The sequence below is a fragment of the Maribacter algae genome (assembly GCF_047345745.1).
In the GTDB taxonomy this organism is placed as follows: Bacteria; Bacteroidota; Bacteroidia; order Flavobacteriales; family Flavobacteriaceae; genus Maribacter.
Window position 1 is genome coordinate 1385943 of sequence record NZ_JBLFES010000001.1, and the last position, 25701, is coordinate 1411643.

General features: G+C 38.0%; 26 protein-coding genes. 10 read left to right on the forward strand and 16 right to left on the reverse strand.

Translation table 11 applies throughout. The annotated features are described in order from the left end of the window. Positions 1–7: 7 nt before the first annotated feature. The 5 genes from ACKWBX_RS06130 to ACKWBX_RS06150 are packed head-to-tail and all read right to left on the reverse strand — an operon-like array spanning position 8 to position 4786. Positions 8–1042: a COX15/CtaA family protein gene (locus tag ACKWBX_RS06130; RefSeq protein WP_413967767.1), complete on the reverse strand. Its 1035-nt coding sequence runs from the start codon at positions 1040–1042 to the stop codon at positions 8–10. Position 1043: 1 nt separating this feature from the next. Then, positions 1044–2471, reverse strand: a complete 1428-nt coding sequence (locus ACKWBX_RS06135; protein WP_413967991.1) for a CCA tRNA nucleotidyltransferase — start codon at positions 2469–2471, stop codon at positions 1044–1046. Positions 2472–2475: 4 nt separating this feature from the next. Next, on the reverse strand, positions 2476–3036 hold the full coding sequence (locus tag ACKWBX_RS06140) for an L-threonylcarbamoyladenylate synthase (protein WP_413967768.1): 561 nt from the start codon (positions 3034–3036) through the stop codon (positions 2476–2478). A 2-nt stretch (positions 3037–3038) separates the two neighbouring features. Then, complete coding sequence (locus ACKWBX_RS06145; protein WP_413967769.1) at positions 3039–3878, reverse strand: glycosyltransferase family A protein; 840 nt, start codon at positions 3876–3878, stop codon at positions 3039–3041. A 5-nt stretch (positions 3879–3883) separates the two neighbouring features. After that, complete coding sequence (locus ACKWBX_RS06150; RefSeq protein WP_413967770.1) at positions 3884–4786, reverse strand: ATP-grasp fold amidoligase family protein; 903 nt, start codon at positions 4784–4786, stop codon at positions 3884–3886. A gap of 59 nt (positions 4787–4845) precedes the next feature. On the opposite strand from ACKWBX_RS06150, the gene ACKWBX_RS06155 reads away from it, so the two are divergent. After that, positions 4846–5679 carry a glycosyltransferase family 2 protein gene (locus ACKWBX_RS06155; RefSeq protein ID WP_413967771.1) on the forward strand — a complete coding sequence of 278 codons (834 nt, stop codon included), beginning with the start codon at positions 4846–4848 and terminating at the stop codon, positions 5677–5679. Here ACKWBX_RS06155 and ACKWBX_RS06160 read toward each other — a convergent pair. Together ACKWBX_RS06160 and ACKWBX_RS06165 are read right to left on the reverse strand one after the other, a co-directional pair. After that, positions 5661–6455, reverse strand: a complete 795-nt coding sequence (locus tag ACKWBX_RS06160; RefSeq protein WP_413967772.1) for a glycosyltransferase family 2 protein — start codon at positions 6453–6455, stop codon at positions 5661–5663. The two genes, ACKWBX_RS06155 and ACKWBX_RS06160, sit on opposite strands and share 19 nt — an antisense overlap. Positions 6456–6551: 96 nt before the next feature. Beyond that, on the reverse strand, positions 6552–7367 hold the full coding sequence (locus tag ACKWBX_RS06165; protein ID WP_413967773.1) for a 2,3,4,5-tetrahydropyridine-2,6-dicarboxylate N-succinyltransferase: 816 nt from the start codon (positions 7365–7367) through the stop codon (positions 6552–6554). Between the two features lie 102 nt (positions 7368–7469). On the opposite strand from ACKWBX_RS06165, the gene ruvX reads away from it, so the two are divergent. The 4 genes from ruvX to ACKWBX_RS06185 all read left to right on the forward strand — a co-directional run bounded on the left by ruvX (position 7470) and on the right by ACKWBX_RS06185 (position 12387). Next, the gene (ruvX, locus tag ACKWBX_RS06170) at positions 7470–7880 is read left to right on the forward strand and encodes a Holliday junction resolvase RuvX (RefSeq protein WP_413967774.1); all 411 of its coding nucleotides are present in this window, start codon (positions 7470–7472) and stop codon (positions 7878–7880) included. Then, positions 7881–8471, forward strand: coding sequence for a peptide deformylase (gene def / locus ACKWBX_RS06175; protein WP_413967775.1), 591 nt, complete (start codon positions 7881–7883; stop codon positions 8469–8471). It abuts the gene before it with no gap. Positions 8472–8531: 60 nt separating this feature from the next. Then, the gene (locus ACKWBX_RS06180) at positions 8532–8951 is read left to right on the forward strand and encodes a DUF5606 family protein (RefSeq protein ID WP_413967776.1); all 420 of its coding nucleotides are present in this window, start codon (positions 8532–8534) and stop codon (positions 8949–8951) included. Between the two features lie 109 nt (positions 8952–9060). Next, a complete protein-coding gene (locus tag ACKWBX_RS06185) occupies positions 9061–12387 on the forward strand; it encodes an amidohydrolase family protein (protein WP_413967777.1) in 3327 nt (1108 codons plus the stop codon). 64 nt (positions 12388–12451) lie between these two features. On the opposite strand, the gene ACKWBX_RS06190 is transcribed toward ACKWBX_RS06185, so the two are convergent. From ACKWBX_RS06190 to ACKWBX_RS06205, 4 genes are all read right to left on the reverse strand, one after another. After that, positions 12452–14062, reverse strand: coding sequence for a family 20 glycosylhydrolase (locus ACKWBX_RS06190; protein WP_413967778.1), 1611 nt, complete (start codon positions 14060–14062; stop codon positions 12452–12454). 15 nt (positions 14063–14077) lie between these two features. After that, the gene (locus ACKWBX_RS06195) at positions 14078–14752 is read right to left on the reverse strand and encodes an SGNH/GDSL hydrolase family protein (protein WP_413967779.1); all 675 of its coding nucleotides are present in this window, start codon (positions 14750–14752) and stop codon (positions 14078–14080) included. 34 nt (positions 14753–14786) lie between these two features. Beyond that, complete coding sequence (locus tag ACKWBX_RS06200; protein WP_413967780.1) at positions 14787–15509, reverse strand: MIP/aquaporin family protein; 723 nt, start codon at positions 15507–15509, stop codon at positions 14787–14789. A gap of 111 nt (positions 15510–15620) precedes the next feature. Beyond that, complete coding sequence (locus ACKWBX_RS06205) at positions 15621–16073, reverse strand: DUF1569 domain-containing protein (RefSeq protein WP_413967781.1); 453 nt, start codon at positions 16071–16073, stop codon at positions 15621–15623. Between the two features lie 124 nt (positions 16074–16197). Here ACKWBX_RS06205 and mazG point away from each other — a divergent pair, with 124 nt between their 5' ends. Further along, complete coding sequence (mazG, locus tag ACKWBX_RS06210; RefSeq protein WP_413967992.1) at positions 16198–16977, forward strand: nucleoside triphosphate pyrophosphohydrolase; 780 nt, start codon at positions 16198–16200, stop codon at positions 16975–16977. Here mazG and ACKWBX_RS06215 read toward each other — a convergent pair. After that, positions 16974–17393, reverse strand: a complete 420-nt coding sequence (locus ACKWBX_RS06215; RefSeq protein ID WP_413967782.1) for a response regulator — start codon at positions 17391–17393, stop codon at positions 16974–16976. The two genes, mazG and ACKWBX_RS06215, sit on opposite strands and share 4 nt — an antisense overlap. Before the next feature lie 10 nt (positions 17394–17403). Further along, positions 17404–18681: an ATP-binding protein gene (locus ACKWBX_RS06220; RefSeq protein ID WP_413967783.1), complete on the reverse strand. Its 1278-nt coding sequence runs from the start codon at positions 18679–18681 to the stop codon at positions 17404–17406. Between the two features lie 201 nt (positions 18682–18882). Here ACKWBX_RS06220 and ACKWBX_RS06225 point away from each other — a divergent pair, with 201 nt between their 5' ends. The 4 genes from ACKWBX_RS06225 to ACKWBX_RS06240 are packed head-to-tail and all read left to right on the forward strand — an operon-like array spanning position 18883 to position 22762. After that, on the forward strand, positions 18883–20268 hold the full coding sequence (locus tag ACKWBX_RS06225; protein ID WP_413967784.1) for an MATE family efflux transporter: 1386 nt from the start codon (positions 18883–18885) through the stop codon (positions 20266–20268). Between the two features lie 36 nt (positions 20269–20304). Next, entirely contained in the window at positions 20305–20532 is a 228-nt protein-coding gene (locus ACKWBX_RS06230; RefSeq protein WP_413967785.1) for a hypothetical protein, read from the forward strand. A 5-nt stretch (positions 20533–20537) separates the two neighbouring features. Continuing rightward, positions 20538–21107, forward strand: a complete 570-nt coding sequence (locus tag ACKWBX_RS06235; protein WP_413967786.1) for a phosphatase PAP2 family protein — start codon at positions 20538–20540, stop codon at positions 21105–21107. Then, positions 21104–22762, forward strand: a complete 1659-nt coding sequence (locus ACKWBX_RS06240) for an ArnT family glycosyltransferase (RefSeq protein ID WP_413967787.1) — start codon at positions 21104–21106, stop codon at positions 22760–22762. The genes ACKWBX_RS06235 and ACKWBX_RS06240 overlap by 4 nt, the downstream gene beginning before the upstream one ends. A 14-nt stretch (positions 22763–22776) precedes the next feature. Here ACKWBX_RS06240 and ACKWBX_RS06245 read toward each other — a convergent pair whose 3' ends face one another. The 3 genes from ACKWBX_RS06245 to meaB form a co-directional block, all read right to left on the reverse strand. Further along, positions 22777–23652 (reverse strand): lysylphosphatidylglycerol synthase transmembrane domain-containing protein, encoded by an 876-nt coding sequence (locus ACKWBX_RS06245; protein ID WP_413967788.1) that lies wholly within the window; start codon positions 23650–23652, stop codon positions 22777–22779. After that, positions 23636–24595 carry a glycosyltransferase family 2 protein gene (locus ACKWBX_RS06250; RefSeq protein ID WP_413967789.1) on the reverse strand — a complete coding sequence of 320 codons (960 nt, stop codon included), beginning with the start codon at positions 24593–24595 and terminating at the stop codon, positions 23636–23638. The genes ACKWBX_RS06245 and ACKWBX_RS06250 overlap by 17 nt, the downstream gene beginning before the upstream one ends. A gap of 71 nt (positions 24596–24666) precedes the next feature. Next, the gene (gene meaB / locus ACKWBX_RS06255; protein ID WP_413967790.1) at positions 24667–25680 is read right to left on the reverse strand and encodes a methylmalonyl Co-A mutase-associated GTPase MeaB; all 1014 of its coding nucleotides are present in this window, start codon (positions 25678–25680) and stop codon (positions 24667–24669) included. Positions 25681–25701 lie beyond the last annotated feature (21 nt).

Genomic DNA, 25701 nt, shown 5'->3' on the forward strand with positions numbered 1-25701 from the left:
GGCAAAGTTACGAAGTTTTATAACTCCTTTTAGACTTTAAGGCATCTAAAACAATATAGAATTGTACTCCAAAAAGTACGGAAGCCAGAATAAGGTGCAAGGGCTGACTGGCAAAAGGAAAGTCTAGGTAATACATGGCCATCCCGGTTAGTACTTCTACTATCAATAAAATCAGGACCCAATTCATTTTAGGATGATTTAGCCTGTATTTTCTGACCCTGTAGAAGAGATAGAAATTGATTAGCACTACTAAAATTGAAAACGAACGATGAACATAAAATTGAATCGTGGGTCTTTGCAACCATAGATTTTTAGCTTCTTCCCCAACGGTATCTATTTGTTCATCCACAAACTGACGAACTTGTGTACCCAAAACAATTTGAACCAAAGTTAAGCCTAGCGCAAAAAGTGCAACATTAAAAAAGGTTTTGTCGTGGACAATGTTCTTATCCTTTGTATTGGCATTATGGATGATATACAGCAGCATGGCAACAATTATCAAGGCCATAATCATATGCGTTGTTATTTTTACCGGTTCCAATACAGAATAGACCACTGTAGCTCCCAGCCAGGCCTGAAAACCCATTCCCAAGACTACTAGAAAGGATAATAGGGTGACACGCTTTTTTTCCTTCCAATATAAAAGAGAAATCACTGCTAGAATAAGTGTTGCGAGTCCTGCCAGCGCTCCAAAAAGCCTATTGATATATTCTATCCAAGTATGCCAAACATTAAAAATGGCATAGTCATGTTTGGTGTAAGGTTCCCAATTATTGGAGTTATATATTGTTCTTGTGGTAATGTCCGATTTTGAAACTTTCAGGGTTTTGTCCAAAATGATAACTTGCCCTTTTTTAAAGGTTTTTTCCGGTTTCCATTCCAGCGTTTCTGCATCTGTTGGCGGGATGTAATAGCCAAAACATTTTGGCCAATCGGGGCAACCCATGCCACTTCCCGTCATGCGTACCACGGCACCTGCTACAATGACCAAATAGACCAAAACCAACGTTACTTTCGCAATTTTTCGGAAGTGTATTTTCATGTTACCCGTTCAGTGTTAGCCCCAGTTCTTGTCCCTTTTTTATCATAAATGCCTTTGAGGCTTCATATTCATTGGGAATCTCCCCCTCCAATATTGCCTCTTTGATGGCCTCTTTAATGATACCAATTTCCCTGCATGGCTTTAGATTAAAAGTTTCCATAATTTCTTCCCCACTAACAGGTGGTTGGAAATTACGAATATGATCACGTTCTTCTACTTCCTTTATTTTTTGACGGACTACTTTGAAGTTGTTTTTATACCTGCGTTGTTTTTTTTGATTTTTTGTGGTGATATCCGCTTCACAAAGGGTCATCAGATCTTCCACATGGTCTCCGGCATCAAAAACCAATCTTCTAATAGCAGAGTCTGTCGCAAAATCTTCGGACAGTATTTGGGGCCTGGAACTCATCATGACCATTTTTTGAACAAATTTCATTTTCTCATTGAGCGGCATATGTAGTCGTTTGAACAACTTGTAGACCATTTTGGAACCTACAAATTCATGCCCGTGGAAGGTCCACCCAATTTTTTTATGGAATTTTTTGGTCGGTGCTTTACCAATGTCATGTAGTAGGGCTGCCCAGCGAAGCCATAGATTGTCCGTAGTTTCAGCAATATTATCCACCACTTCCAGGGTATGCCAGAAGTTGTCCTTATGTTTTTGACCTTCTACTTCTTCAATGCCCTGAAGTGCTGTCAACTCTGGCAGAATTATAGGTAATAATCCTGTTTTGTGAAGTAATGCCAGGCCTACAGAAGGTTTTTTGGACAATAAAATTTTGTGCAATTCGTCTACAATACGTTCGTTGGAAATGATTTTAAGACGCTCCTTGTTTTCGGAAATGGCCGCTAAAGATTTCGATTCGATTTTAAAACCAAGTTGAGAAGCAAAACGAATGGCGCGCATCATACGTAACGGATCATCGGAATAGGTAATGCCCGGCTCCAACGGTGTGCGGATAATTTGATTTTTCAAATCCGATATTCCGTTAAAAGGATCTAGCAACTTGCCAAAGTCGTTTTTATTTAGGGATAAGGCAAGGGCGTTAATGGTAAAATCCCTTCTTTTTTGGTCATCCGCAAGCGTACCATTTTCTACGATAGGTTTGCGGCTATTTCTATTGTAACTCTCCTTGCGGGCACCAACAAATTCCAATTCTATATCTTGGTTTTTGACCATAGCGGTCCCAAAATTCTTAAAAACCGAAACCTGGGGCTTACCTTCTAATTTAGAAGCTACTTTTTCCGCGAGGGCAATACCACTGCCTACGGCAACAATATCTATATCTTCGGGTATTCCTCTTTGCAACAGATAATCCCGCACAAAACCTCCAATGACATAACAATCCAGAGAGAGTTCCTCAGCGGCATCGGATATGGTATTGAAAATTGATTTTGATAAAGCTCTCTTGTGGTATTCCTCTTGCATTGCATTATTCGCGAACAACTTTTACAACGCCATTGTTCCCCAATCGGATGATGGCAGAAGTGTGGCTATTCTTTTTATCCTGATGCAAATTTACCACATAGTCCACACCTGTTAAAATGGCTTTGTCTATTTCTTGAAAAGATTTTGGAACGGGCCTGCCAGATACATTTGCGGAAGTGGAAACGATAGGTTTTTTAAATTTAGTAATAAGGTATTGACAGAATTTATCCGATGCAACCCTTATGGCCAAAGTACCATCTTGTGCTATTATGTTTTTGGCAATTCCTCTGGGTTTATCATAAATGATAGTTGTAGGTTTTTCGGAGAGGTCCATGATATCATAAGCTAAATCGGGAACATTTTCCACATGTCTTTCGAGCATGGCATCGTTTCCGACAATACAAACCAAAGGTATTGATGTTGTTATCTTTTTGAGATTGTGTAAATGACTTACTGCTTCTTCATTTGTAGCATCACAACCTATTCCCCAAACGGTATCCGTGGGGTAGAGGATAAGACCGCCAACGGATAAAACTTCAATAGCTCTATTGATTTCAGGTTGCATTATCAGTCTTCATTTAAAATTAGCGCACTAAGGCTGTACTTTTCCTCTAGTTTTGCCCATTGTAAGGTATTTTTATCCAACCCCAAATTATCTCGTTTTAATGCTATTTTTTGAGTTCCTCCAATCGGAATCGGTTCTTTGGGAACATTTTCGGCTTGTCTAGAGATAGTATTGTTCAAGATTGCCATTGCCTTGAACCAAAGGTCATCAGCTTTTGGTGCGTATTTTAAAAATAGAATTATGTTCGTTGTTTCTTGGTGCAAAGAATTAGGTGGATATAGAATTCCCCAAGCTCCAATGGGCACCAAGGCTTTTGGGTTGAATTTATTTATGAATTCTTTCCTCCATTTTTTAAAAGGTAATGGCTTATTACTATCATCAAAATTGATATGGCTTGTTTGATTAGCAATTATGTTCTCTGGAAATTTTTGATGCTCTTTATATAACAAGGATATCCAATTCCTACGATACATTAAATCATCATCGCACGTGACTATAATTTCGTTTGGAAACTCTTGTAATGAATGAATCAATTTCCTGTGGGAACAGGTTAATTGAGAATATTTTATTTCAAATAAATCTCCTTCTAGTTTTTTTAATTTCTTTGGTATAACCGGTTTGAGATTTTCATTGAGCCATAGCACAATTTTTTTTGGAGAGGTATCTTGATTTAGCAAACTTCTTATTACAAGGTGCAATGTTCTAATTCTAGAAGGTATGGAGGTAAGGGACACAATAACGGGAACTTGTGTTGATTTTACCCGTTTTAGTTTTGATAATGGCATTAATGTTAGAAGACATCTAGTAAATAATGAAATGGGTAGTTCTTTAATTATTTTCATAGAATTTATTCGAGCGTTGTAATATATTTTTGCCCTTTTGGAATTTTAGGCAAAGTAATATAATCACCGATAATTTTATTGTATTGAGCAGGTTTAAATTCTAAACGACCATCTGCGGGATAAAAAGTCATTTCACCAAATACTATCTTTCCGTTTAGGTTATATAAATCTACGCGCACAAAGGGAAACTTATTGGCCAACTTAGTTGCAATTTCAACCATTTCATCAAAATTGGAAGGTTTTTCGGTTTTGCCATCAATAAAACTTATGCTATCATGTTTTATAGGTAATTTATTCCAATTCAAATCATAGTAGGCCCTGGAATGATTTGAGCCTCTATCCGTATCTACATGTAAAAATTTTGGAACGCCGTTAAAGCAGAAGAACTTATAATCATTAATATCATCTTTACCGATTTCCTCAAGAAAATGTTCGATAATAATTTTTGGCTTTGCATTTTTGTATGCCCATTCCAAACCTCCGCGCCAGTATTGGTTTTTTGACATCCACTTATACATCAAAAAACGCGCTCTTTTCCTATTTAATTTTTTCTTATCCTTGACCAATAAATTAAAGTGATAACCGTGAGTAGCCTTTAAAACGAATTTATTCGGCAAAGTGTCAAAATTAACTTCATTGACTTTATGGTAAACACCTATAAGTTCATTTAAATATTGAGCACCTACTTTCTTGCTTACATAATCACGAACATCATATTTATCTACTAGTTGACTTAGGATAGGTACTCTATAATACACCTTAAGCCATTGCAGTTTTTCATTAAATTCGACCGGATTGTTCAAATCCAGTTTTTTTCCTGAATAATACTCATAAAATACTTTCATGTAAAAGGGAGCCGGTAAGAACTTCATTTTTTTTAGAATACCTAATCCTATTTTTTTGAGCATGAAATCTATATTTTATGGAAAACAAAGATATATGATTAGACTTTTATATTTTTGACCTGATGAACCTAACGGAAAAAGATAAACCCAAAATATCTGTTATTGTAAGTACATACAATGCAGAGGAATGGTTGAAAAAAGTGCTTTGGGGCTTTAACCAACAAATATTCAAAAACTTCGAGGTTGTCATTGCTGATGACGGTTCAAAACCAGCTACAAAGGACTTAATAGATGAATTTTCCAAAAAAGTCTTTTTCCCTATTGTTCATGTATGGCAGGACGATGATGGGTTCCAAAAATCCAGAATTTTGAACAAAGCCGTATTAGCTTGTCGTGCAGAGTATATCATCATGACCGATGGTGATTGTATACCTAGAGATGATTTTGTCCAGGTTCATTACATCAACAAAAAACCAGGCTATTTTATTTCAGGAGGTTATTATATGTTGCCTATGAATATTTCTAAGCTAATTAGTTTAGAGGATATTGAAAAACAACTTTGTTTTAATATCAATTGGTTAAAAAAGAAAGGAATTCCCCAAACATTTAAGAACAATAAACTTACTGCGAATGGTATTATATCCAAGTTTTTGAACTGGATTACCCCAACTAATGCAAGTTGGAACGGACACAACTCTTCAGGATGGAAAAAAGACATCATGAATGTGAATGGTTTTGACGAGCGTATGCAGTATGGAGGTCAAGATAGGGAGCTTGGGGAACGACTTTTTAACTTTGGTATAAAATCCAAGCAATTAAGATATAGTGCTGTCTGTGTTCATTTAGACCATAAAAGAGGTTATAAAACTCCGGAGTCTATTGCAAAAAATCTAAGGATAAGGAAAAAGACCAAAAGCGAGAAGCGAGTTTGGACGTACTATGGCATTACCAAATAGTATGCTAGTTTGTTCTTTTGTTCTAAACGTTTCAATTCCCTGAATCTTTCTAGAACACCAAGTGCGTTAAGATAGCAAATAGTGAATCCCTTTTGACCATCCAAAATACCTAATCTCAGAATATAATGATTAAAAAACTTCCAACTAGGCTTTAATAACATCATGATATAGTTGAAATGTTTTTCGGTATAGAATGCTTCAATTGCTTTAAGTCTGCCATATTTTAGCATTTTACCTTTGTAGTCTTCATAGTTTTTGTAGCAATAGTGTGTTAATTTCTCTTTAAAAATACCGGAATCACCATCAACGTCCAGCGTCTCATGCACTATTTTACAATCAGAAAATTTGACTTTACTTTTTCTAAAAAGCCTGTAGTTTTTGTCAGTTTGCCAACCACTGAATCTTAATTTTTCATCCTGAAACATAAATTGGCGGTAAAACCAATAGGCAACTATGTCTTTCTGTGCTGAAATCGTATCCAAAACCTCTTCTTGTAAATCAGAACTTACAATTTCATCGGCATCCAGAAAAAGAACCCAATCGTTTGAAGCTTGTTTTAGAGCGAAGGACTTTTGCGCCGTAAAATTTTCAAAAGGATTTTGGATGACCTTCACTTTTGGATGTGCTACCAAAAACTCATAAGTGCCATCCGTGCTAAAAGAATCGACGACAAGTATCTCATCGACAAAACTTATGGATTCAATACACTTTTCTATATAACCTATTTCATTATAGGTAATGATCAAAGCACTTAATTTTTCTGTCCCGGTAGTCATAAAAATCCAAATAAGTAGGTTCTCTTATTAAGTCTAACAAAGTTATAACTAAAAAAAAAGTAAAAAAGTATATTTTACTTAATTTTCCTACAAATTTTACACCGCTACATCATATTCTCTCAATGCGTCGTTCAAAGAGGTTTTTTTATTGGTACTTTCTTTTCTGGTTCCAATAATCAATGCACAGGGCACGTTGAATTCACCTGCAGGAAATTTCTTTGTATAACTCCCTGGTATAACAACTGAACGTGCGGGAACCCTACCTTTCATTTCTATTGGTTTCTCTTTCGTTACATCAATTATCTTTGTAGAAGCGGTCAGCACAACGTTCGCACCCAAAACGGCTTCTTTTTCAATTCTAACTCCCTCTACAACAATACTTCTAGAGCCTAGAAAAGCATTGTCCTCTATGATGACCGGAGCTGCTTGTAACGGTTCCAGAACGCCACCAATACCAACGCCACCGCTTAAATGAACATTTTTACCGATCTGCGCACAACTGCCTACGGTGGCCCATGTGTCCACCATGGTACCTTCGTCAACATAAGCCCCAATATTTACATAACTTGGCATTAAAATAGTGCCTGGAGAGATGTAAGCACCATGTCTTGCGACCGCATTGGGAACAACTCTAATACCTTTTTCGGCATAGCCTTTCTTTAAGGGCATCTTATCATGATACTCAAAAATCCCCGCTTCCAGAGTCTCCATCTTTTGAATGGGGAAATAAAGTACAACTCCCTTTTTTACCCATTCGTTTATTTGCCAGCCATTGGTTGTTGGTTCTGCACATCTCAGTTTCCCGGCATCGATGAGATTTATGATTTCCCGTATGGCATTTTGGGTGTTATCCTCTTTTAAAAGTTCCCTGTTTTCCCAAGCTTTTTCTATGGTCTTTCTTAATTCGGTCATTGTGGTATAAAAATTTTGGCAAATATAGCGGTAAGAATATGAATTAGCGATTAGTTACACTTCTTATAACAAATTATCCTTTATTTTTGCCAAAAATTGATTTTGGGAAGAATTCTTGCATTGGATTTTGGAGCGAAACGTACGGGAATTGCCGTGACCGATGAGCTACAAATAATTGCCTCTGGTCTAAAGACCGTTCCGACCGAAACTATTTTTGAATTTTTGGCAGGATATCTAAAAGATGAAAAAGTGGATACGATCGTTATTGGAGAACCCAAACAGATGAACAATACACCATCTGAATCCGAAGCGTTGATAACACCTTTTTTGGAAAAACTAAGGAAACTTTTCCCGCAAATACCGGTACGGAGACAAGACGAAAGATTTACCTCTAAAATGGCCTTCCAAACGATGTTGGATGCCGGAATAAGTAAAAAGAAAAGGCAGAATAAAGCACTGATAGATGAAATCAGTGCCACAATTATATTACAGGATTATTTGAAAAGTATTTAGATGATTTTACCCATTATAGCCTACGGAGACCCAGTTTTGAGAAAAGTGGGTTCTAATATCGATAAAGATTATCCCAATCTAAAAGAACTTATTGGTAACATGTGGGAGACCATGTACAATGCCAACGGGGTAGGTTTGGCGGCTCCACAGATAGGATTGCCTATTCGTTTGTTCGTAATTGACACCACCCCGTTTTCGGATGACGAGGATTTAAGCGCCGAGGAACAAAAACAATTGAATGGTTTTAAACAGGTTTTCATCAATGCTAAAATTGAAGATGAGACAGGAGAAGAATGGGCCTTTAACGAAGGGTGTTTGAGCATACCGGATGTTCGTGAGGATGTGAATAGAAAGGAAACCATCAACATTATGTATTGGGATGAAAATTTTAAGAAAAGGCAACAAACATATGATGGTTTATTGGCTCGCGTTATTCAACACGAATATGACCATATAGAAGGTATTTTGTTTACGGATAAGCTCTCTTCCCTAAAAAAGCGATTGATCAAAGCCCGGTTGAACAATATTTCAAAAGGGAAAATTAAGGTGGACTACAAAATGCGTTTTCCTGCAATGAAAAAAGGACGTTAAATACCGAGGATTATTACTGGAAAAATTTAATATTTGCCACCCTAAAACTCAAGAATTACTATGGCTTTGGATAAAATATTGTCAATTGCTGGAAAACCAGGACTTTTTAAGTTAATAACCCAGACAAGAACCGGCTTTGTTGCGGAATCTTTGTTAGATGGTAAGAAAGTGAGCGTAGGCCTTAGAAATAATGTCAGCGTACTCTCGGAAATTGCTATTTATACCTTGGAGGAAGAGTTACCGCTCAGGGAAGTTTTTCAAAAAATCCAGGTAAAGGAAAAAGGAGGGAAAACTGCTGTTGGGCATAAAGCGGAAAAAATAAAATTGGAAGAGTACTTTTTTGAAATACTACCAAACTATGACGAGGACAGGGTGTATGCAAGCGATATAAAAAAAATAATTCAATGGTATAATCTATTGACAGAAAAGGGAATCACCGATTTCTCTTCCGAGGATGGTGGGGATGACGAAGATGAATAAAACCTATTGATACCCATAATCAAAGCCCTGACCATGTTAGGGCTTTTTCTTTGCTCAAAAGCCAAAACCATTGATTATATTTAAGCGGCTAATTTTAAATATACTTTACATGCACTTCAAGAAACAATTACTTCACATCTCATTGCTATTTTCGCTAATAGGTATAGCACAAGAAAACAAAAAAGCGACCAAGGAACTCCCATTGGAACCGGAACGAAATATTTCATTTACAACGGACAACGGTACTTGGATTTCCTTGGATGTGAGTCCAGATGGCAAAACGATAGTCTTTGATTTGATGGGGGATTTATATACCGTTCCAGTAGCGGGTGGTAAAGCAACCGCCCTGACCAAAGGAATGGCCTATGAAGTACATCCCAGATTTAGTCCAGATGGTAAAAGCTTGGTCTACATTTCGGACAAAAGCGGCTCGGATAATGTTTGGACCATGAATTTGGCAACCAAAAAGGACAAACAAATATCCGAACATAAAAGCCATAACTTTTTTGCTGCGGAATGGACACCGGATGGTGATTATATTATTGCATCAAAAGGAAAGAGAAATATAAAACTGCATATCTATTCCAAGGAAGGTGGTTCGGGGAGTCAGCTTATTTCTGAACCTGAGAATTTAAAGGCTATTGATCCCGCTGTGAGTCCCGATGGGAAATTAATTTATTTTTCCCAACGAAATAGGGCGTGGAATTATAATGCGCAACTACCTCAATATCAAGTAGGAACGTATGATATGGAAGATGCCGATATGGCTGTTATCACATCAAAATACGGTTCCGCATTTACCCCCACGTTATCTCCAGATGGTAAATATTTGGTATATGGCAGTAGATTTGAGGACAAAACAGGTCTGGTTTTAAGAAATCTAATAACAGGAGACGAGCGTTGGTTGGCGTACCCCGTTCAGAGAGATGAACAGGAATCCATTGCCCCATTGGGCGTTTTGCCCGCTATGTCCTTTACGCCCGACAGTAAAAATATTATAGCATCTTATGGAGGTAAGATTCATTCTATTTCGGTGGAAGACAATACCGCAAAAGAAATACCTTTTTCCGTGGATGTTAATTTGGATATGGGACCTAAACTCACTTTTAAATATCCGATAACCGACGAAAAAGAAGGATTTGCCACGCAAATTAGGGATGCTAAACCTTCACCGGACGGCACTAAATTAACCTTTACGGCCTTAAACCGATTGTATCTGATGGATTTTCCCAATGGGACTCCAATGCGTCTAACAGATCATGATTTTATAGAGGCACAACCTTCGTGGTCACCGGATGGTAAATATATTGTTTTCACTACATGGAAAGAAGGTGGTGGGCATTTATATAAAATCAATGTATCGGGAAGAAAAAAACTGACCCAATTAACTCCGCAAACGGGAATCTATACCTATCCTGAATTTGCTTATAACGCAAACCGAATCGCTTTTCACAGGGGAACCACGCAATCCTTTCAAGATTTGTTAGGCTTACAGTCATCTGCCATTATGGAAGATTTGGTATGGATTGATGCCGATGGGGGCGAAATCAACTTCATTGATAAATCCAAGGGAAGAATGCAGCCTCACTTTACCAAAAAAGATAATCGCATTTATCTGACCGATTCCGCAAAAGGCTTAAAATCGATCCGATGGGACGGAACCGATGAGAAAACGCATGTGGAAATAAAAGGAATTGTCACCTATGGTTCCCAAGATGCTTTTGGGCATCATCACGCACTACCCCAAGAAGCTGGTGCGGAAGATAAAAAATCTTCCAGACCAAGTGTTATCAAAATTTCTCCTGATGGTACGACGGCAATGGCAAAAATTAATAACGATATTTATTTGAGCGCTATTCCCAAGTACGGAAAAACTCCCGTGATATCATTAAAAAAAGCGGATAAGGCCTCGTTTCCTGCCATGAAACTTACCGTTATTGGGGGAGAGTTTCCCGCATGGTCATCGGATAGTAAAAAAGTACACTGGTCCTTGGGTTCCAGTCATTTTAGATATGATGTGGAAAAAGGGAAAAAATATAAGGACAGTTTGGCTATCGAGCAGAAGGAAATTGATAAGGATAGTACTAAAGTAGATACGGTAGCTAAAAAAGAAAAGCAAAATAAGTTTAAGGCCGATGAATTTAAAATAAACGTTTCCTACAAAAAAGATATTCCAGAAGGTACTTTGGTATTAAGGGGTGGTCGTATCCTCACGATGAAGGGAAAAGAAATCATTGAAAATGGGGATATTCTCATAGAGAATAATAGAATCAAACAGGTAGGTGCTTCCGGCAGTCTCAACATACCGGAAGGCACAAAGGAAATAGATGTTACCGGAAAAACGTTGATGCCTGGTTTTGTAGATGTACATGCGCATTTGAGACCCGCATGGGGCGTACACAAAAATCAAGTATGGATGTATGCGGCAAATTTAGCATATGGTGTAACTACCACACGTGATCCCCAAACAGGAACTACAGATGTATTGTCCTATTCCGATATGGTAGAAGCGGGTATAGTAGATGGTCCTAGAATATATAGTACCGGGCCTGGTCTGGGCTATTGGGGCTATAATCTGGAAAGTTTGGAACATACCAAAGAGGTCTTAAAACAGTATAGCAATTACTACGATACCAAATCCATCAAAATGTATAGGGTAGGTAATAGGCAACATAGACAATGGGTTATTGAGGCTTGTAAAGAATTAAAATTAATGCCTACTACGGAAGGCGGACTTGATTTTAAACTGAACATGACGCAGTTATTGGACGGATATCCCGGTCATGAACATTCTTTCCCCATTTATCCTATTTATGATGATGTGATAAAAACGGTTGCCGAATCAAAAATGGCCGTTACGCCCACTTTGTTGGTCTCTTATGGTGGTCCATGGGCAGAAAATTATTACTACTCTAGGGAAAATGTTTGGGGAGACGAAAAACTGCAATATTTTACACCTTATAAAGAATTGGCAAGAAAGAGTAGGAGAAGACCGGGTTGGTTTATGGACGAGGAGCATATATTTAAAAAACATGCAGAATTTATGAAAGACCTTATAGAGGCCGATGGTCTTGGTGGCGTGGGCAGTCACGGACAGCTACAAGGTCTCGGTTTTCATTGGGAGTTATGGTCGGTAGGCAGCGGTGGAATGGCTACTCATGATGCGTTGAGGGTCGCTACGATTATTGGAGCAGAGGCACTTGGTCTCGATGGGGATTTAGGGAGCATTGAACCTGGAAAACTGGCAGACATTGTTGTTTTAAAGGATAACCCAATAGAAAATCTTCGCCATACCAATACGCTGAGCCACGTTATTAAAAATGGTAAAGTATATGATGCCGATACCTTGGATGAAGTATGGCCGGTCACTAAAAAAGCCGGAAAATTTAATTGGCAAACCATAAAGCCTGAAGGATTACCTGGAATGAAAAAGTAGAAAATCAAAAAAAGCTGTCCAAAAAGGTCTATTTTCTTATTCCATTTTGGACAGCTTTTTTTAACTAATCCTTTTCTATGGTTTTATAAGTGAACTTGCTTTTTTTCCAATCAATACGAGGGGAAGGATAATATTTAACATTCATTCTATCCAAATAAGGAGCTTGATCGCCCAATCTCACCTTATAATCTTCCCAATCCCTATTTTCTATAGTAGACCAGCTCAATTCGGAATAACCAATAATACGGGGAAAAGCCAAATACTCCAATTCCTCAATAGTGCTTATGGTCTCCGACCATAATGGTGCTTCGACCCCCAATATGTTTTCCATAGGAATATTGCCATAGGTTTCCGCATTCCAAATATAGGCCGTGTCAACGGGAATGTAGGCCGCCCAATGCAATCCGTGTTTGGATAGCGTATCATACTCCATATCCAAATATGCTTTATTGGCAGGTGATACAATCATCTTCATATTCTTCTGAATTGCCAATTTTGCATTTTTTTCGCTCTTCCACCACTGCGAAATTGAGGTCGAATCCACGTCAGCTACAGCCACTTCGTCCCACCCTATCATTCGCTTGCCATATTTTTGGACTATTTTCTCGACCTTGTTTACAAAAAATATATAGTCTTTCTTTTTGGTCACATGACTTTCATCGCCCCCGATATGAAAATAGGGACCTAGCGTTATTGCGGATATTTCTCGTACTACGTCATCAATAAAACTGTAAACAGTATCCTTCCTAGTGTCAAAAGTGCTGAAACCTACCCGCATGCCTTCATATAATTTTGGTGTTTTGCCATTTCCGTTCAAAATTGGGTAGGAGACGGAGGCTGCATTTGTATGACCGGGCATATCAATTTCAGGAATAACGGTCATATAACGTTCGGCGGCATAACGGACAATTTCTTTATAATCCTCTTGGGTATAAAAACCACCTGATTCGCCCCCAACTTCTGTACTACCACCTATTTCGGTCAATTTTGGCCAAGACTTTATTTCAATACGCCAACCTTGATCATCGGATAAATGCAGGTGCAAAACATTTATTTTATAGTAGGACAAAAGGTCAATGTATTTTTTTACGTCCTCCACGCTAAAAAAATGTCGGGCTACATCTAACATGGAACCTCGGTAGGCAAAAACAGGATTATCCATTATTTTTCCCGAGGGTACGGGCCAAATCTTCTGCTCTGCAAGGGTGTCATTGCTTTGTTCTGGAATTAACTGCCTTAAGGTCTGAATGCCGCGAAACGCTCCTTCCGGAGTGTTTGCATTAAGAATAATGGAGTCTTGGTTGATATATAGTTCATACGATTCCGGTTTTTCCAATGCCACACTGTCCGATTGATTGATATAAATAATACGTTCAACAGGATTTTCCGTCTCCGTGTTTACGGGAATGTCCAAATCGATTTTCGATTTTAATTTCTTCGCCAAGAACAGTGCTACTTCCTCAAAACCACTGTTGCTTTTTGGGGTGTAAATGGCGGTATATCTATCTAAAGCAAATGCGGAGTTTGTGGGGATAATTTTCAATGGTTTTGGTATGAGACTCACTTTGGCCATGTCGGTAACAGGCATCGGTATCCTTTTCTTTTTTTCTTCACATGCCGTGAATGCCAAGATGAAAGCAACTAAAAAAAAAATCCTTATGATATTTTTTGCCATTATTCTATATTAAAATTACTCTACTAAATGCTTCATGGTATTAAACCAAATGTCATATCCCTTTTGATTCATATGAAGACCGTCCGAAATGAAAATTTCTTTTTTAGGTTTCCGTCCGTTCAACATCGGATTCCATACATCTACAAAGGTCAAAAGTGGGTTTGTTCGACTTAAACGTTCCAATTTTCTATTTAACCTTTTATACCTTCCTCTCAATTTCCATCTGCTGATACTGGGTTTTGCAGAAATCAATACGATTTGCGCATCATTCTTATGATACCAGATACGTTGGATAATCTGCTCAGTCGTTAAAATAATTTTATTCGGTCTCTTCTTGGAGAAAATATCATTATCACCTTCATAGATAAAAACTTTACTGGGAAGGTATCTAATGACCAAATCATCAATATGATACAATAAATCCGAAGCCTGTGAACCCCCAAAACCGGTATTGATAATCTGGTGTTGCGGAAAAGATTCTTCTAAATTCTTCCATAAGCGAATGCTGGAACTCCCTGTAAATACAATTGTTTCTTTGGATTCGTCCCAAACAGAATCGTAATTTTCCGTTATAGTATGTACTTCTTCGGTGAATGTATTTTCTTGCCCTAGCACGGTTAGGTTCAATAAAAGAAATAGGAGGAAAGTAGGGTTTAGATATGTAGAGGATTTAGGGATTCGGTCTGTCATGGCTTGCCTTATTGTATGTTTTATGATTTCGAAGTCAGTGTAAGGCCATGAAAGCCATGGCCGCTATTACCGCCCCAATAAACGGACCAACGATAGGAACCCATGCATAGCGCCAATCGCTCTTCCCCTTATTTTTTATAGGTAAGATCGCATGTAACAGTCTTGGTCCAAAATCCCTGGCAGGGTTAATGGCATAGCCGGTGGGGCCACCAAGTCCAAAACCGATGCCTATTACCAAAAGTGCAACGGGCAAAGCATCTATTGACCCTAAAGAAATAGTTTCTTCTCCTACTGAACCGCCAGCAATAAAAAACACACCAAAGACTAGTGCGAATGTTCCAATAATTTCCGTAACCATATTCCAAAAAGGACTTCTGATTGCAGGTGAAGTCGAAAAAGTGGCCAAGATAGCATCAGTATCCTGTGTGCTTTCATATTGTTTTTTGTAGGTGAGCCAAACGAGAAGATTTCCCATCATGGCACCAAGTATTTGACATATAATATAACCGGGAACCAAATCCCATGAAAATTTCCCGGCAATGGATAGGCCAAAGGTAACTGCAGGATTGATGTGGGCACCGCTCCCATCTGCCGAAATAAAAACACCGATGAAAACCGCCATACCCCAACCCATGGAAATACCGACCCAGCCCAAATCGGCCCCTTTTGTTTCTTTCAGTACCAAATTGGCAACAATACCATTTCCAATAAGTATTAGCATTGCCGTTCCTATAAATTCAAAAAGATAAGCCGTCATTATTACAATGAATGTTTGATGAGGTAAGTTAGAAAAAAAAGGATGAATTTTTAAGATTGCTTATCGAATACAAATTTTTATCAACAAACAGAACGATAATAATCCGATAATTTATACCCCAAATTGTTCCAAATGATGATTTAAATGCTTGTAGAAAAGAACGTTCCATTGTTTAGCGGTCAAAGGGCCAAAGGCGTGAGAATCTTTTCCTTCAAAATGTGCTTCCCCAAGTTCCTGGGTCTTTCTAAGGTTATGGATCAATAATTCCTTTTCTTTTAGAAAATCTCTTTCATCTGTAATGAGAAATTCCGGAGCTGTTCTTAAGTTTTTTTTATAGGGCTTGGGCCCTACGACCAGATTTTTGGCAAATAGTTTAATCATAAACTTTTTAAAACCTTTGGGTCTGGGATATTTATCGGTGAACGTCATATCATAGGCTACGTTGCAATGCGCTAGCATCTGTGCTACATTCATTTTTCCCCAAAGGTTTGGAGTTTCTGGCGTTAGGTTTTCAATTCGGTCGATAACTTCATCGGTTACTTCTTTTTTAAAGATGTTCTTCATGATGTATTTGATTTTGATGGATGATTATTTTAAATGGTATTTTTGTTTTTTAAATGTACAAAATATCAGATCAAAGCTTGTTTTATCAAAAGTGTGCTTGGACAATGATATCAAAGAAGAATATATGAACACTAGAGCCCAGCAACTCAAAGCTTTTGATAGGTTATTGACGATTATGGAAGAATTAAGGGAGCAATGTCCTTGGGACAAAAAGCAGACCATGGAAACCTTACGTCATCTAACCATTGAAGAAACCTACGAACTGGGCGATGCTATCTTGGATAATGATCTGGAGGAAGTAAAAAAGGAGCTTGGAGATTTATTGTTGCACATTGTTTTTTATGCCAAGATCGGATCGGAAACCAAAACATTCGATATCGCTGATGTGGCAAACGGAATTTGTGATAAATTGATTAACAGACATCCTCATATTTATGGTGATGTTCAAGTAGCGGACGAAGAAGAGGTGAAGCAGAATTGGGAACAAATAAAATTGAAAGAGGGTAAAAAAAGTGTTTTGGAAGGAGTACCAAGAAGTCTTCCCGCATTGGTCAAGGCAAACCGAATTCAAGATAAAGTAGCTGGCGTTGGGTTTGATTGGGAGGAACCCCAGCAAGTTTTTGAAAAGGTGAAAGAAGAATTGGAAGAGTTACAAGAAGAGCTTAAAAATGGCGATGTTGCTAAAATCGAGGATGAGTTTGGAGATGTGCTTTTTTCCATGATCAATTATGCCAGATTTTTGAAAATAAATCCTGAAAACGCCTTGGAACGCACCAATAAAAAATTTGCCAAGCGTTTTCAGTACCTAGAGGCAAAATCCAAGAAAATGGGCAAATCCCTAAAGGAGATGTCACTAGCGGAAATGGATGGTTATTGGAATCAGGCTAAAACTAGGGAGGGCTAACCTAATTTACCTTCTTGTTCCAAACTCTTGATAAGCCCAATGAGTTTGTTGCGTTCAATGGGTTTTATCAAATAATCGGAAATTTCGGATATGGCTTCCGCTCTTTCAATATCTACCGGGTTAACGGAGGAAGAAACCATATAGATTAAGATTTTCTTTCCCACTCTCGGTTTCAATTTTACATATTCTTCAATAAATTCAAACCCGTCCATAATGGGCATGTTAATGTCGAGGAAAATAATATCGGGTAGATTTTGACTGTTCCCCACATTATCGATCATAAAATTAATGGCCTCTTCGCCATCCGTAAAAATCAATACTTTTTGGGAGATGTTAAGGGCTTTTAAGTTTCTGGTAATCGTATATCTATAAATATCATCATCATCTATGATACATATCAAAAAAGGTTTGCTCATCTGGTGTTCTTTAAAAAGTTATTGTGAAAGTGGTTCCTTCGTTCACTTTGCTAGTAGCGCTAATAGTGCCGCCCAAAGCTTCTATTTGGGTACGGACCATAAATAGACCAATGCCTCTGGCATTTTTGTTTCTATGAAAAGTTTTAAATAACCCGAAAAGCTTATGCCCTTGCCTTTCCATATCTATGCCTAAACCATTATCCTTAAAAATAAGGGTAGGCCTATTTTTGATTTTCATACTTCTTATGTGAATTTCAGGGGCTCTGTCCGGAGCTTTGAACTTAATGGAATTACTTATCAAATTCTTAAAAATGTTTTCCATATAAAACCTGTTAAAAGTTATTGTATGCAATTCAAAATCGGTTTTAATACGTGCATGGTTATGCTCCAATTCTGATGCCATTAATTTTTTAGTCTTGGAAAGCACTTTGTCAAGTACAATGGGAAGTATCTTTTTATGGTTATTATTTTGGGTCCTTAATGTCTCTACCATGGTGGTCATGGTCAAATTAAGCTCGTCCGTCACTTTTTTAAATTTATCCATAACTTCCTCTTTTTCTTCCTCAGGAACTATCTTGTAAATATGTAGCAAGCTATTGAGGTTGCTTATGGGGCCGAGTAAATTATGGGAAGTAATGTGCGCAAAATCCGATAGTCTGGCATTACTTTGGGCCAGATCCCTATTTTTTTCATTTAGCCGGTTGAAGAAAGGTAAAATGATAAATATGAATTCACCCAAAAGCACTAAAATGGAAATACATGATAATAGTAAAACAATATTTTTTGTCTTCTTAAGTTTGGTTTCCGCGCTTTTTTGATATTCCATGACAATCTGGTCCATGATTTTCAAAAAGTGTGATTCCGAATTTAATACGTACTCTTTTGCCTTTCCGGACGGGTAAGTTTCAATAGCTTTAAGTGTCGTCTCGGATGCCTGTAATATTTGAGAATAATAAGGCTCTAACTGCTGGAAAAGACTATCTACTTGAGTCGTATTTTCAATACCCGCATCTCCTGATTTCAATAAGTTATGGGTATTTTCCCACTCCGAGACCAGTACCTTAAGTTCATCTTTGGATTCATCACCCGATAAACCATCTTTTAAAAGAATTTCTTTTGCGATACGTTGGCTAAGCATGCGTTGTCTACCCGCCATGTTTATCACCTTGGCATCGGAAAGCTGTAAATCTATGTTATGTTGGACAATGATATTGTTCAAAATAATAGTGACAACTACCGTTAGGATAAATATGGCATACCGCAGTTTGTGCGATGTGTCTTTGGACATGGTCGGTTTTTTCTTTGTGGTTCGAGATTTAATTGACAAATGAAATTTTCAAATCTCGTGTAGCTAATTTTTTCTAAAAGTAAATATAATTTCTTACAACATTTTGAATTTTCCCAAAAAGCCAAATTTGCTATCGTTTTTAAATTCTTTCTTTCCCTAAAACAATCTTCTTTAAAAAGTATCTTTGCCCCAAAAACTACCTTGTTCCAAAACTATACAAAAGAATTTTCCTATAATATAAGACTTTCTGTTCCTGTTATTTTAGGAATGTTGGGACACACCTTTGTCCAATTTGCCGATAATGTGATGGTAGGGCAATTGGGAACAGCAGAGTTGGCCGCCGTATCTCTAGGAAATAGCTTTGTTTTCATAGCCATGTCCCTAGGCATAGGTTTTTCTACCGCTATTACGCCTTTGGTCGCTGAGGCGGACGGAGCCGGTAACGAGAATAATGCAAAAAAAGCATTGAAACACGGCCTAGTGCTTTGTACCATCTTAGGATTTTCTTTATTTGGATTGATTCTGTTAGCACAGCCCCTGATGTTTTTAATGAAGCAACCGGAAGAGGTTGTAGCATTGGCCATGCCATACTTGGATCTTGTAGCTTTCTCTTTGGTTCCGCTGATTATTTTTCAAGCGTTTAAACAATTTTCAGAGGGATTGTCACAAACGCGATATCCTATGTATGCCACTGTTATTGCCAATGTGGTCAATATTCTACTTAATTATGTCTTGATTTTCGGAATGTTCGGTTTTCCAAAGTTGGGTGTCGTAGGTGCGGCCATCGGGACTTTGGTAGCAAGGTTTATGATGGTGGGCTATCTATGGGTCTTACTTAGAAGCAAGAAAAAAACCCACGACTATGTGGTTCGTTTTAATTTTTTATCCATTGAGAGTAAAGTCATTAAAAAAATAATCGCTTTGGGGTTTCCTTCTGCATTACAAATGTTCTTTGAGGTGGCCATATTTACGGCCGCTATTTGGTTAAGCGGTGTTTTGGGCAAAAACCCACAAGCGGCCAACCAGATAGCTTTAAACCTGAGCAGTATGACATTTATGTTTGGAATGGGCCTTGGAGTGGCCGCTATGATTCGTGTGGGCAATCAAAAAGGACTCAAGAACTTTAAGGAATTAAGGCGTATAGCACAATCTATTTTCTTTTTGACTTTTTTATTGGAAATCATTTTTGCCATACTTTTTTTATGGGGCAGGAATTGGTTTCCCACACTATATTTGGATTTGAACGATGTTTTGAATGTAAACGATACTACAGAAGTACTGGTATTGGCGGGACAGTTACTTTTGGTAGCTGCGTTCTTTCAAATTTCGGATGGCATTCAAGTGGTAGTGTTGGGAGCGCTCAGGGGGCTGCAAGATGTTAAGATACCTACTTTGATTACTTTCATAGCGTATTGGGTCATTGGTTTTCCGATTTCTTATTATACGGGATTGCACACCGGTTTAGGGAGTATAGGTATTTGGTTGGGATTGCTTACCGGACTCACGGCATCTGCCATTATGTTGTATATTCGATTTAATTATTTGACAAAAAAATTGATTCACGATCAAGTTCAACAATCGTTTTAAACTGCACTTAATTATAGTTTTTAATTTTTAACACTTATGGAAGTTCCAAAGTTTTTACTGGGCGATAATACGGATTACCCTTCAGCGATATTTATTGTACATACTGAATATCCTAGATTCATCATCAATCTAGAAAATGACGAAGTGGAATGGTTGGAGGAATTCTCCAAAGAAGATGAAAAGGAATTGGAGACCGAGACCGAAAATATGATCAATGCGGCCTCTGCTTTCTATGATCGCGAAATTTCCAGATACGAAGATTAGGTTTTATGTTGGACGCACTCTTGGAGCTGGACAAGGAATTTTTCCTTTACCTGAACGGTCTGGGTACTCCGGCCTTTGATACAATTTGGCAGTTTATATCCCATAAGTTAAGTGCTGTTCCGCTATATGTATTTCTGCTAGTACTGTCCTTTAGAAAATTGGGATTAAAACAAACCATTGCACTGGTAATTACTGTTGCGTTATTGATTACCGTATCCGATCAGTTAAGTAATTTATTCAAATATGGCGTTGGCCGCTTACGCCCTTGCCATGACCCGGATATTTTGGAAAAAATGAGATTGGTGAAAAGTTATTGTGGCGGACAATACGGATACTTTTCCGCACATGCGGCAAACTCCTTTGCGCTTGCCATTTTTTTCATGACAATCCTCAAAACGGAATTGAAATATATAAGCTACATTTTGCTCGTATGGGCTACCCTAGTGGCTCTTAGTAGGGTCTATATTGGTGTTCATTTTCCATTGGATATCATCACCGGAGCTGCTATCGGTTCTTTATTGGGATGTGTATTTATAAAGTTATTTATATTTGCACGTCAGAAATTTCTGCTATGATTTCCAACCTTAGGTATTGGTTCTTACTGTCATTGATAGTTCTCGTCTATATCGTTGGGATGTTCGTCACCTTATTTGAGAATGATTCCGCCCAATTTGCCGTAATGGCCATGCGAATGGTTCAGGAAAATGATTTCTTAAGTTTGTTCAAAGGGCCGAACGAGTATTTGGATAAACCGCATATGCACTATTGGTTGGCCGCGCTGTCCTTCAAGATTTTTGGGATTTATGATTGGGCATACCGCATCCCGGGAATCTTAGCAACCCTACTAGGCGCATACAGCTGTTATGGACTGGGGAAACTGTTGTACAATGGGCATACCGGTAAACTTGCAGCGCTAGTTTTTATGACGTCACAAACCATAGTTCTTGGTGCTATAGACGTACGTACCGATGCTATTTTGACCGGATTTTCCGTCCTTTCCATTTGGCAATTGGCCAAATACGTTCAGCTCAGAAACTTGGGAGCTATTGTTTTGGGCGCTTTTGCGGCCGGTATCGCATTTTCTACCAAAGGGCAGATAGCACTATTGGTCATTGGGTTGCCGATATTGTGCCATATTGCCTATACCCGAAATTGGAAAGCTTTCTTAAGTTGGAAAATACTGGTGGCCATTTTGATTTTTACATTGACCATTGCCCCAATGTTATACGCTTACTATCATCAATTTGATTTACATCCTGAGAAAATAATTAGAGGTAAAGCAAATAGAAGTGGCATCTTCTTTATTTTTTGGGAGCAAAGTTTTGAGCGTTTGAGCGGTGAGGGAATAGGAAAAAACAGTAGTGATTACCTCTTCTTTTTCCATACTTTTTTATGGGTCTTTCTGCCATGGACTATTTTAGGACTTACGGCATTTTGGTGCAGAACCAAGACATTTATCAAATTGAAATTTCAGTATAACGAAAAATATGAATTTCTGACCATAGGAGGTATTACGCTCATTTTCATCATTATCAGTTTTGCCCAATTTAAACTGCCACACTATTTGAATATTACGATTCCATTGTTTTCTGTTTTGACGGCTTCCTATATGTATGACATCTATCGATTTGATAAGAAAAAGGCAACAAAGTATTTAATGGCAGGACAATATTTTATCTTGTGTGTGGTATTTATAGCGGCATCGCTCATATCATTTTTCGTTTTTAAACTTTCAAACATTTTTTCTTATCTGGTTTTGGGAGTCGCTGCCATAATAATAGTCTATTATGCCATGAAGCAAGAGGATAGATACTCCCGTATGATTACCATTTCGGTCTGTGCGGCATTGCTCTTGAACATGGTACTGAATCTGCATTTTTATCCTAATTTATTGAAATACCAAGGTGGCTCCTCCATGGCTCAAATCATTAAGGAAGAACGGATTTCTGTCGATAAAATCTATAAGATTTCAGATACGCACACCTGGGCTTTGGATTTTTATAATCGGTATCCTGTTCAGATAACTACTTTTGATGTAATCAAAGCGCAAAAGAACATTTGGCTTTACCTAGATGATAAGGAACTGGAAAAATTGAGAGAAGCAGGATTGGATTGGAACCGGCAGATTTCTGTGGACCAGTTCAGAATTACAAGGCTACAAGGGAAATTTCTAAACCCTAATACGAGGAGTAAAGTACTGAACAAAAGACATTTGATTTACTTAAAATAATTTATTAAAAGCCTTTATCGTTCAGGAACTTTCAACAAGGTTATTTTTTTAAAGTGATATACTATACCTACAAGCGATATCAACGCTGTTATCAAAAAGAAAATGACGCTAATCCCAATAGATACCGTTTCGCTTAGCCCCAAAAGTGATGCCCCATAAAAAAAAGTAACTTCCCTACTGCCAATACCGCCTATGGTAAGGGGTAAAACAGAAACTATGGAGGAAACCAAAAAAATGACCATATACGCTATGTGATCGGTCTGGATATTCAGACTCAACATAATGAACCAAATACAGACCAATTGCGCTAATTGAACTCCTGCAGAATATAAAAAAGAGGCCCAGAAAACAGGAAGTACATACTTAAAAAAGCGCTTGTTCAATATCCAGAAAACTACTATTGCCAATGGAATACCAATGAAGAACAGTAATCGGTACTGCCCAATTATTCGATGATTTAACGCGATAATCAATAAACAGGCATAAATGAAAAGCAACAGTAATCCACTTAATCTGTCCAGCACCAAAACACTTACGACCCTTTTCGTAGGAACATTAAATTTTTTTTTGATGAGGTAGCCTTTGTAGGCATCCCCACCAATACCTCCGGGCAGAAATAAATTGTAGAACATACCCAGAAAATACAGTTTTAAATTGCTCTTTTGGGTCAGAAAAACAGCGAGTTGATGAAAATAACGGTTTAATCTAAAGGCTGCGATAATCTTGGAAAGTAGAAAAAAAATAGCCCCAATGAATATATAAAAAGGATTACTCTTTTTAAGGGTTTCCCCTATTTCATCAATATCAATTTTAGTGAGGATAAAATAGACCAATACCGCGCTAAAAAGGATTTTTAATAGGGTGATACCCGTCTTACGCAGATTTGCCACCTATACTTACTTTTTTGATACGATATGGCCGTTTTTTCTGGGATTCATAGTATGTGCGAATCAATAACTCCATGACAATACCAATGGTAAACAATTGAATGCCCGCCAAAATAAACATCATTCCAAACATCAACAAAGGTCGGGTGCCAATATCTTCTCCTAGCCCTAACTTTACAATTAGTAAATAAATGTTGACCAAAACACCCAATAGAATCATCAAGAAACCGAAAATACCAAACAGGTGAATAGGGCGTTGAAAATACTTTCTTATGAAAAGGAGCAACATCATATCCGCTACTACCTTAAAAACGCGTTCCAGACCGTATTTTGAAACACCTGCATGCCTAGCATGGTGCTTAACCGGTACTTGCTTTATTTGGGCGCCTTCCAGGTGGGCCAATAAAGTAATGAAACGGTGCATTTCGCCATACAAATTCAAATCCTTGGCAATGTCCCTAGTAAATACCTTTAAGGCACAGCCATTATCCTTTATATCCAATTTAGTGATTCTGCGAACTAGGAAATTGGCAATTTTAGAGGGTATTTTTTTAACTAGCGAATCTTTTCTTTTTTGTCGTATGCCCGTAATGAGATCGTATTCGCCATCTACTGCATAAGATAGCATCTGTGGAATATCGCTCGGGTCATTTTGCAGATCACCGTCCATGGTGATGATATATTCCCCTTCTGCATAATCTATTCCGGCGGCAAGCGCTAAACTTTGCCCATAATTCTTTTTAAGTTCTATAAGGTGCACCTTATCGTCATTCATTCCCCTCACTATCTGTTTAGTGGCATCCGTAGAAAAATCATCTATATAGATGATCTGGTACTTGTAACCCACTAGACTTTCGTGGATTTTAGTGGTCAGTAGTGCTACATTTTCAGCTTCGTTATACAAGGGAACAACTATAGATAGTAGTGAGGATGTGATAGGATCCATTAGGTTGTATTAGGATTTATGGCAAAGTTATGTTTTTTATCCATAGTTAGTTTTGTAAAATATAAGGAGCTTTACCCGTTCTTGTATTCCCGGATAATGTCTTCAGCTGCTGCAAAAGGGGATAATTGCCCCTCCATTACCTTTTCGGTTAAAATGGGCAGTAGTTTTTTTACCTTGGGATTTTGGGTAAAATCCATTTTCAGGATGAGTTCAATATGTTGGGTCAACCAACTCTTATTTTGAAGGCGTCTGTTTTTGATGAAATCGCCGGAGATTTGGGCACTATCGTAAAAGTTTTGCATCATTTCCCATATTTCTTTTAATCCATCGTCTTTAAGCGCGGAACAGCTCATGACTTTGGGAGTCCATCCATTTTCTTTTGGAGGGAATAAATGCAGGGCCCTTTTGAATTCAACTTCAGCCTGTTTTGCTGGCTTTATGTTATCTCCGTCAGCTTTATTGATGGCGATGGCATCTGCCATTTCCATGATACCTCTTTTAATACCTTGTAATTGATCCCCGGCACCTGCAAGTTTTAATAACAGAAAAAAATCTACCATATCGTGAACGGCCGTTTCACTCTGTCCCACACCCACTGTTTCAATAATAATAATATCATACCCGGCAGCTTCCAATAGAATAATGCTCTCCCTAGTTTTCCGCGTAACGCCACCCAAGGAATCTCCGGACGGGGAAGGTCTAATAAAGGCGTTTTGGTCCAGTACCAACTCTTGCATACGGGTCTTGTCTCCCAAAATACTTCCTCTGCTTTTACTACTGGTAGGATCTACGGCCAATACTGCTATTTTTTTGCCCGTAGCCGTAAGCATTTTTCCAAAGCGTTCAATAAATGTACTTTTTCCGACTCCTGGAACACCTGTTATTCCGATGCGAAACGCTTGTTTTTTTTGTTTTAGACAGTTTTCTATAACTTCATTGGCCAGCTGCTGGTGTTCCTGTTTTGTACTTTCAATAAGTGTGATGGCTTTGCTTAATGTAGCAATATCATTGGATACTATTCCCTTTATCAAATCTTTTACTTCGGGCAAAGGTTTTTTAAATCGTATTGGTTTATTGGAACTCAATGAATTTTATTTTTCTAGGTT

What these genes read in the sequence shown, in the direction of transcription:
- ACKWBX_RS06195 (WP_413967779.1), bottom strand. Translation starts at nt 14,752, where the DNA reads ATGACAGACCGAATCCCTAAATCCTCTACATATCTAAACCCTACTTTC.
- ACKWBX_RS06230 (WP_413967785.1), top strand. Translation starts at nt 20,305, where the DNA reads ATGGAAGTTCCAAAGTTTTTACTGGGCGATAATACGGATTACCCTTCA.
- ACKWBX_RS06140 (WP_413967768.1), bottom strand. Translation starts at nt 3,036, where the DNA reads ATGCAACCTGAAATCAATAGAGCTATTGAAGTTTTATCCGTTGGCGGT.
- ACKWBX_RS06235 (WP_413967786.1), top strand. Translation starts at nt 20,538, where the DNA reads ATGTTGGACGCACTCTTGGAGCTGGACAAGGAATTTTTCCTTTACCTG.
- ACKWBX_RS06215 (WP_413967782.1), bottom strand. Translation starts at nt 17,393, where the DNA reads ATGAGCAAACCTTTTTTGATATGTATCATAGATGATGATGATATTTAT.
- def (WP_413967775.1), top strand. Translation starts at nt 7,881, where the DNA reads ATGATTTTACCCATTATAGCCTACGGAGACCCAGTTTTGAGAAAAGTG.
- ACKWBX_RS06130 (WP_413967767.1), bottom strand. Translation starts at nt 1,042, where the DNA reads ATGAAAATACACTTCCGAAAAATTGCGAAAGTAACGTTGGTTTTGGTC.
- ACKWBX_RS06200 (WP_413967780.1), bottom strand. Translation starts at nt 15,509, where the DNA reads ATGACGGCTTATCTTTTTGAATTTATAGGAACGGCAATGCTAATACTT.
- ACKWBX_RS06185 (WP_413967777.1), top strand. Translation starts at nt 9,061, where the DNA reads ATGCACTTCAAGAAACAATTACTTCACATCTCATTGCTATTTTCGCTA.
- ACKWBX_RS06135 (WP_413967991.1), bottom strand. Translation starts at nt 2,471, where the DNA reads ATGCAAGAGGAATACCACAAGAGAGCTTTATCAAAATCAATTTTCAAT.
- ACKWBX_RS06160 (WP_413967772.1), bottom strand. Translation starts at nt 6,455, where the DNA reads ATGACTACCGGGACAGAAAAATTAAGTGCTTTGATCATTACCTATAAT.
- ACKWBX_RS06240 (WP_413967787.1), top strand. Translation starts at nt 21,104, where the DNA reads ATGATTTCCAACCTTAGGTATTGGTTCTTACTGTCATTGATAGTTCTC.
- ACKWBX_RS06190 (WP_413967778.1), bottom strand. Translation starts at nt 14,062, where the DNA reads ATGGCAAAAAATATCATAAGGATTTTTTTTTTAGTTGCTTTCATCTTG.
- ACKWBX_RS06145 (WP_413967769.1), bottom strand. Translation starts at nt 3,878, where the DNA reads ATGAAAATAATTAAAGAACTACCCATTTCATTATTTACTAGATGTCTT.
- ACKWBX_RS06250 (WP_413967789.1), bottom strand. Translation starts at nt 24,595, where the DNA reads ATGGATCCTATCACATCCTCACTACTATCTATAGTTGTTCCCTTGTAT.
- ACKWBX_RS06155 (WP_413967771.1), top strand. Translation starts at nt 4,846, where the DNA reads ATGAACCTAACGGAAAAAGATAAACCCAAAATATCTGTTATTGTAAGT.
- mazG (WP_413967992.1), top strand. Translation starts at nt 16,198, where the DNA reads ATGAACACTAGAGCCCAGCAACTCAAAGCTTTTGATAGGTTATTGACG.
- ACKWBX_RS06180 (WP_413967776.1), top strand. Translation starts at nt 8,532, where the DNA reads ATGGCTTTGGATAAAATATTGTCAATTGCTGGAAAACCAGGACTTTTT.
- ACKWBX_RS06220 (WP_413967783.1), bottom strand. Translation starts at nt 18,681, where the DNA reads ATGTCCAAAGACACATCGCACAAACTGCGGTATGCCATATTTATCCTA.
- ACKWBX_RS06205 (WP_413967781.1), bottom strand. Translation starts at nt 16,073, where the DNA reads ATGAAGAACATCTTTAAAAAAGAAGTAACCGATGAAGTTATCGACCGA.
- ACKWBX_RS06150 (WP_413967770.1), bottom strand. Translation starts at nt 4,786, where the DNA reads ATGCTCAAAAAAATAGGATTAGGTATTCTAAAAAAAATGAAGTTCTTA.
- ACKWBX_RS06165 (WP_413967773.1), bottom strand. Translation starts at nt 7,367, where the DNA reads ATGACCGAATTAAGAAAGACCATAGAAAAAGCTTGGGAAAACAGGGAA.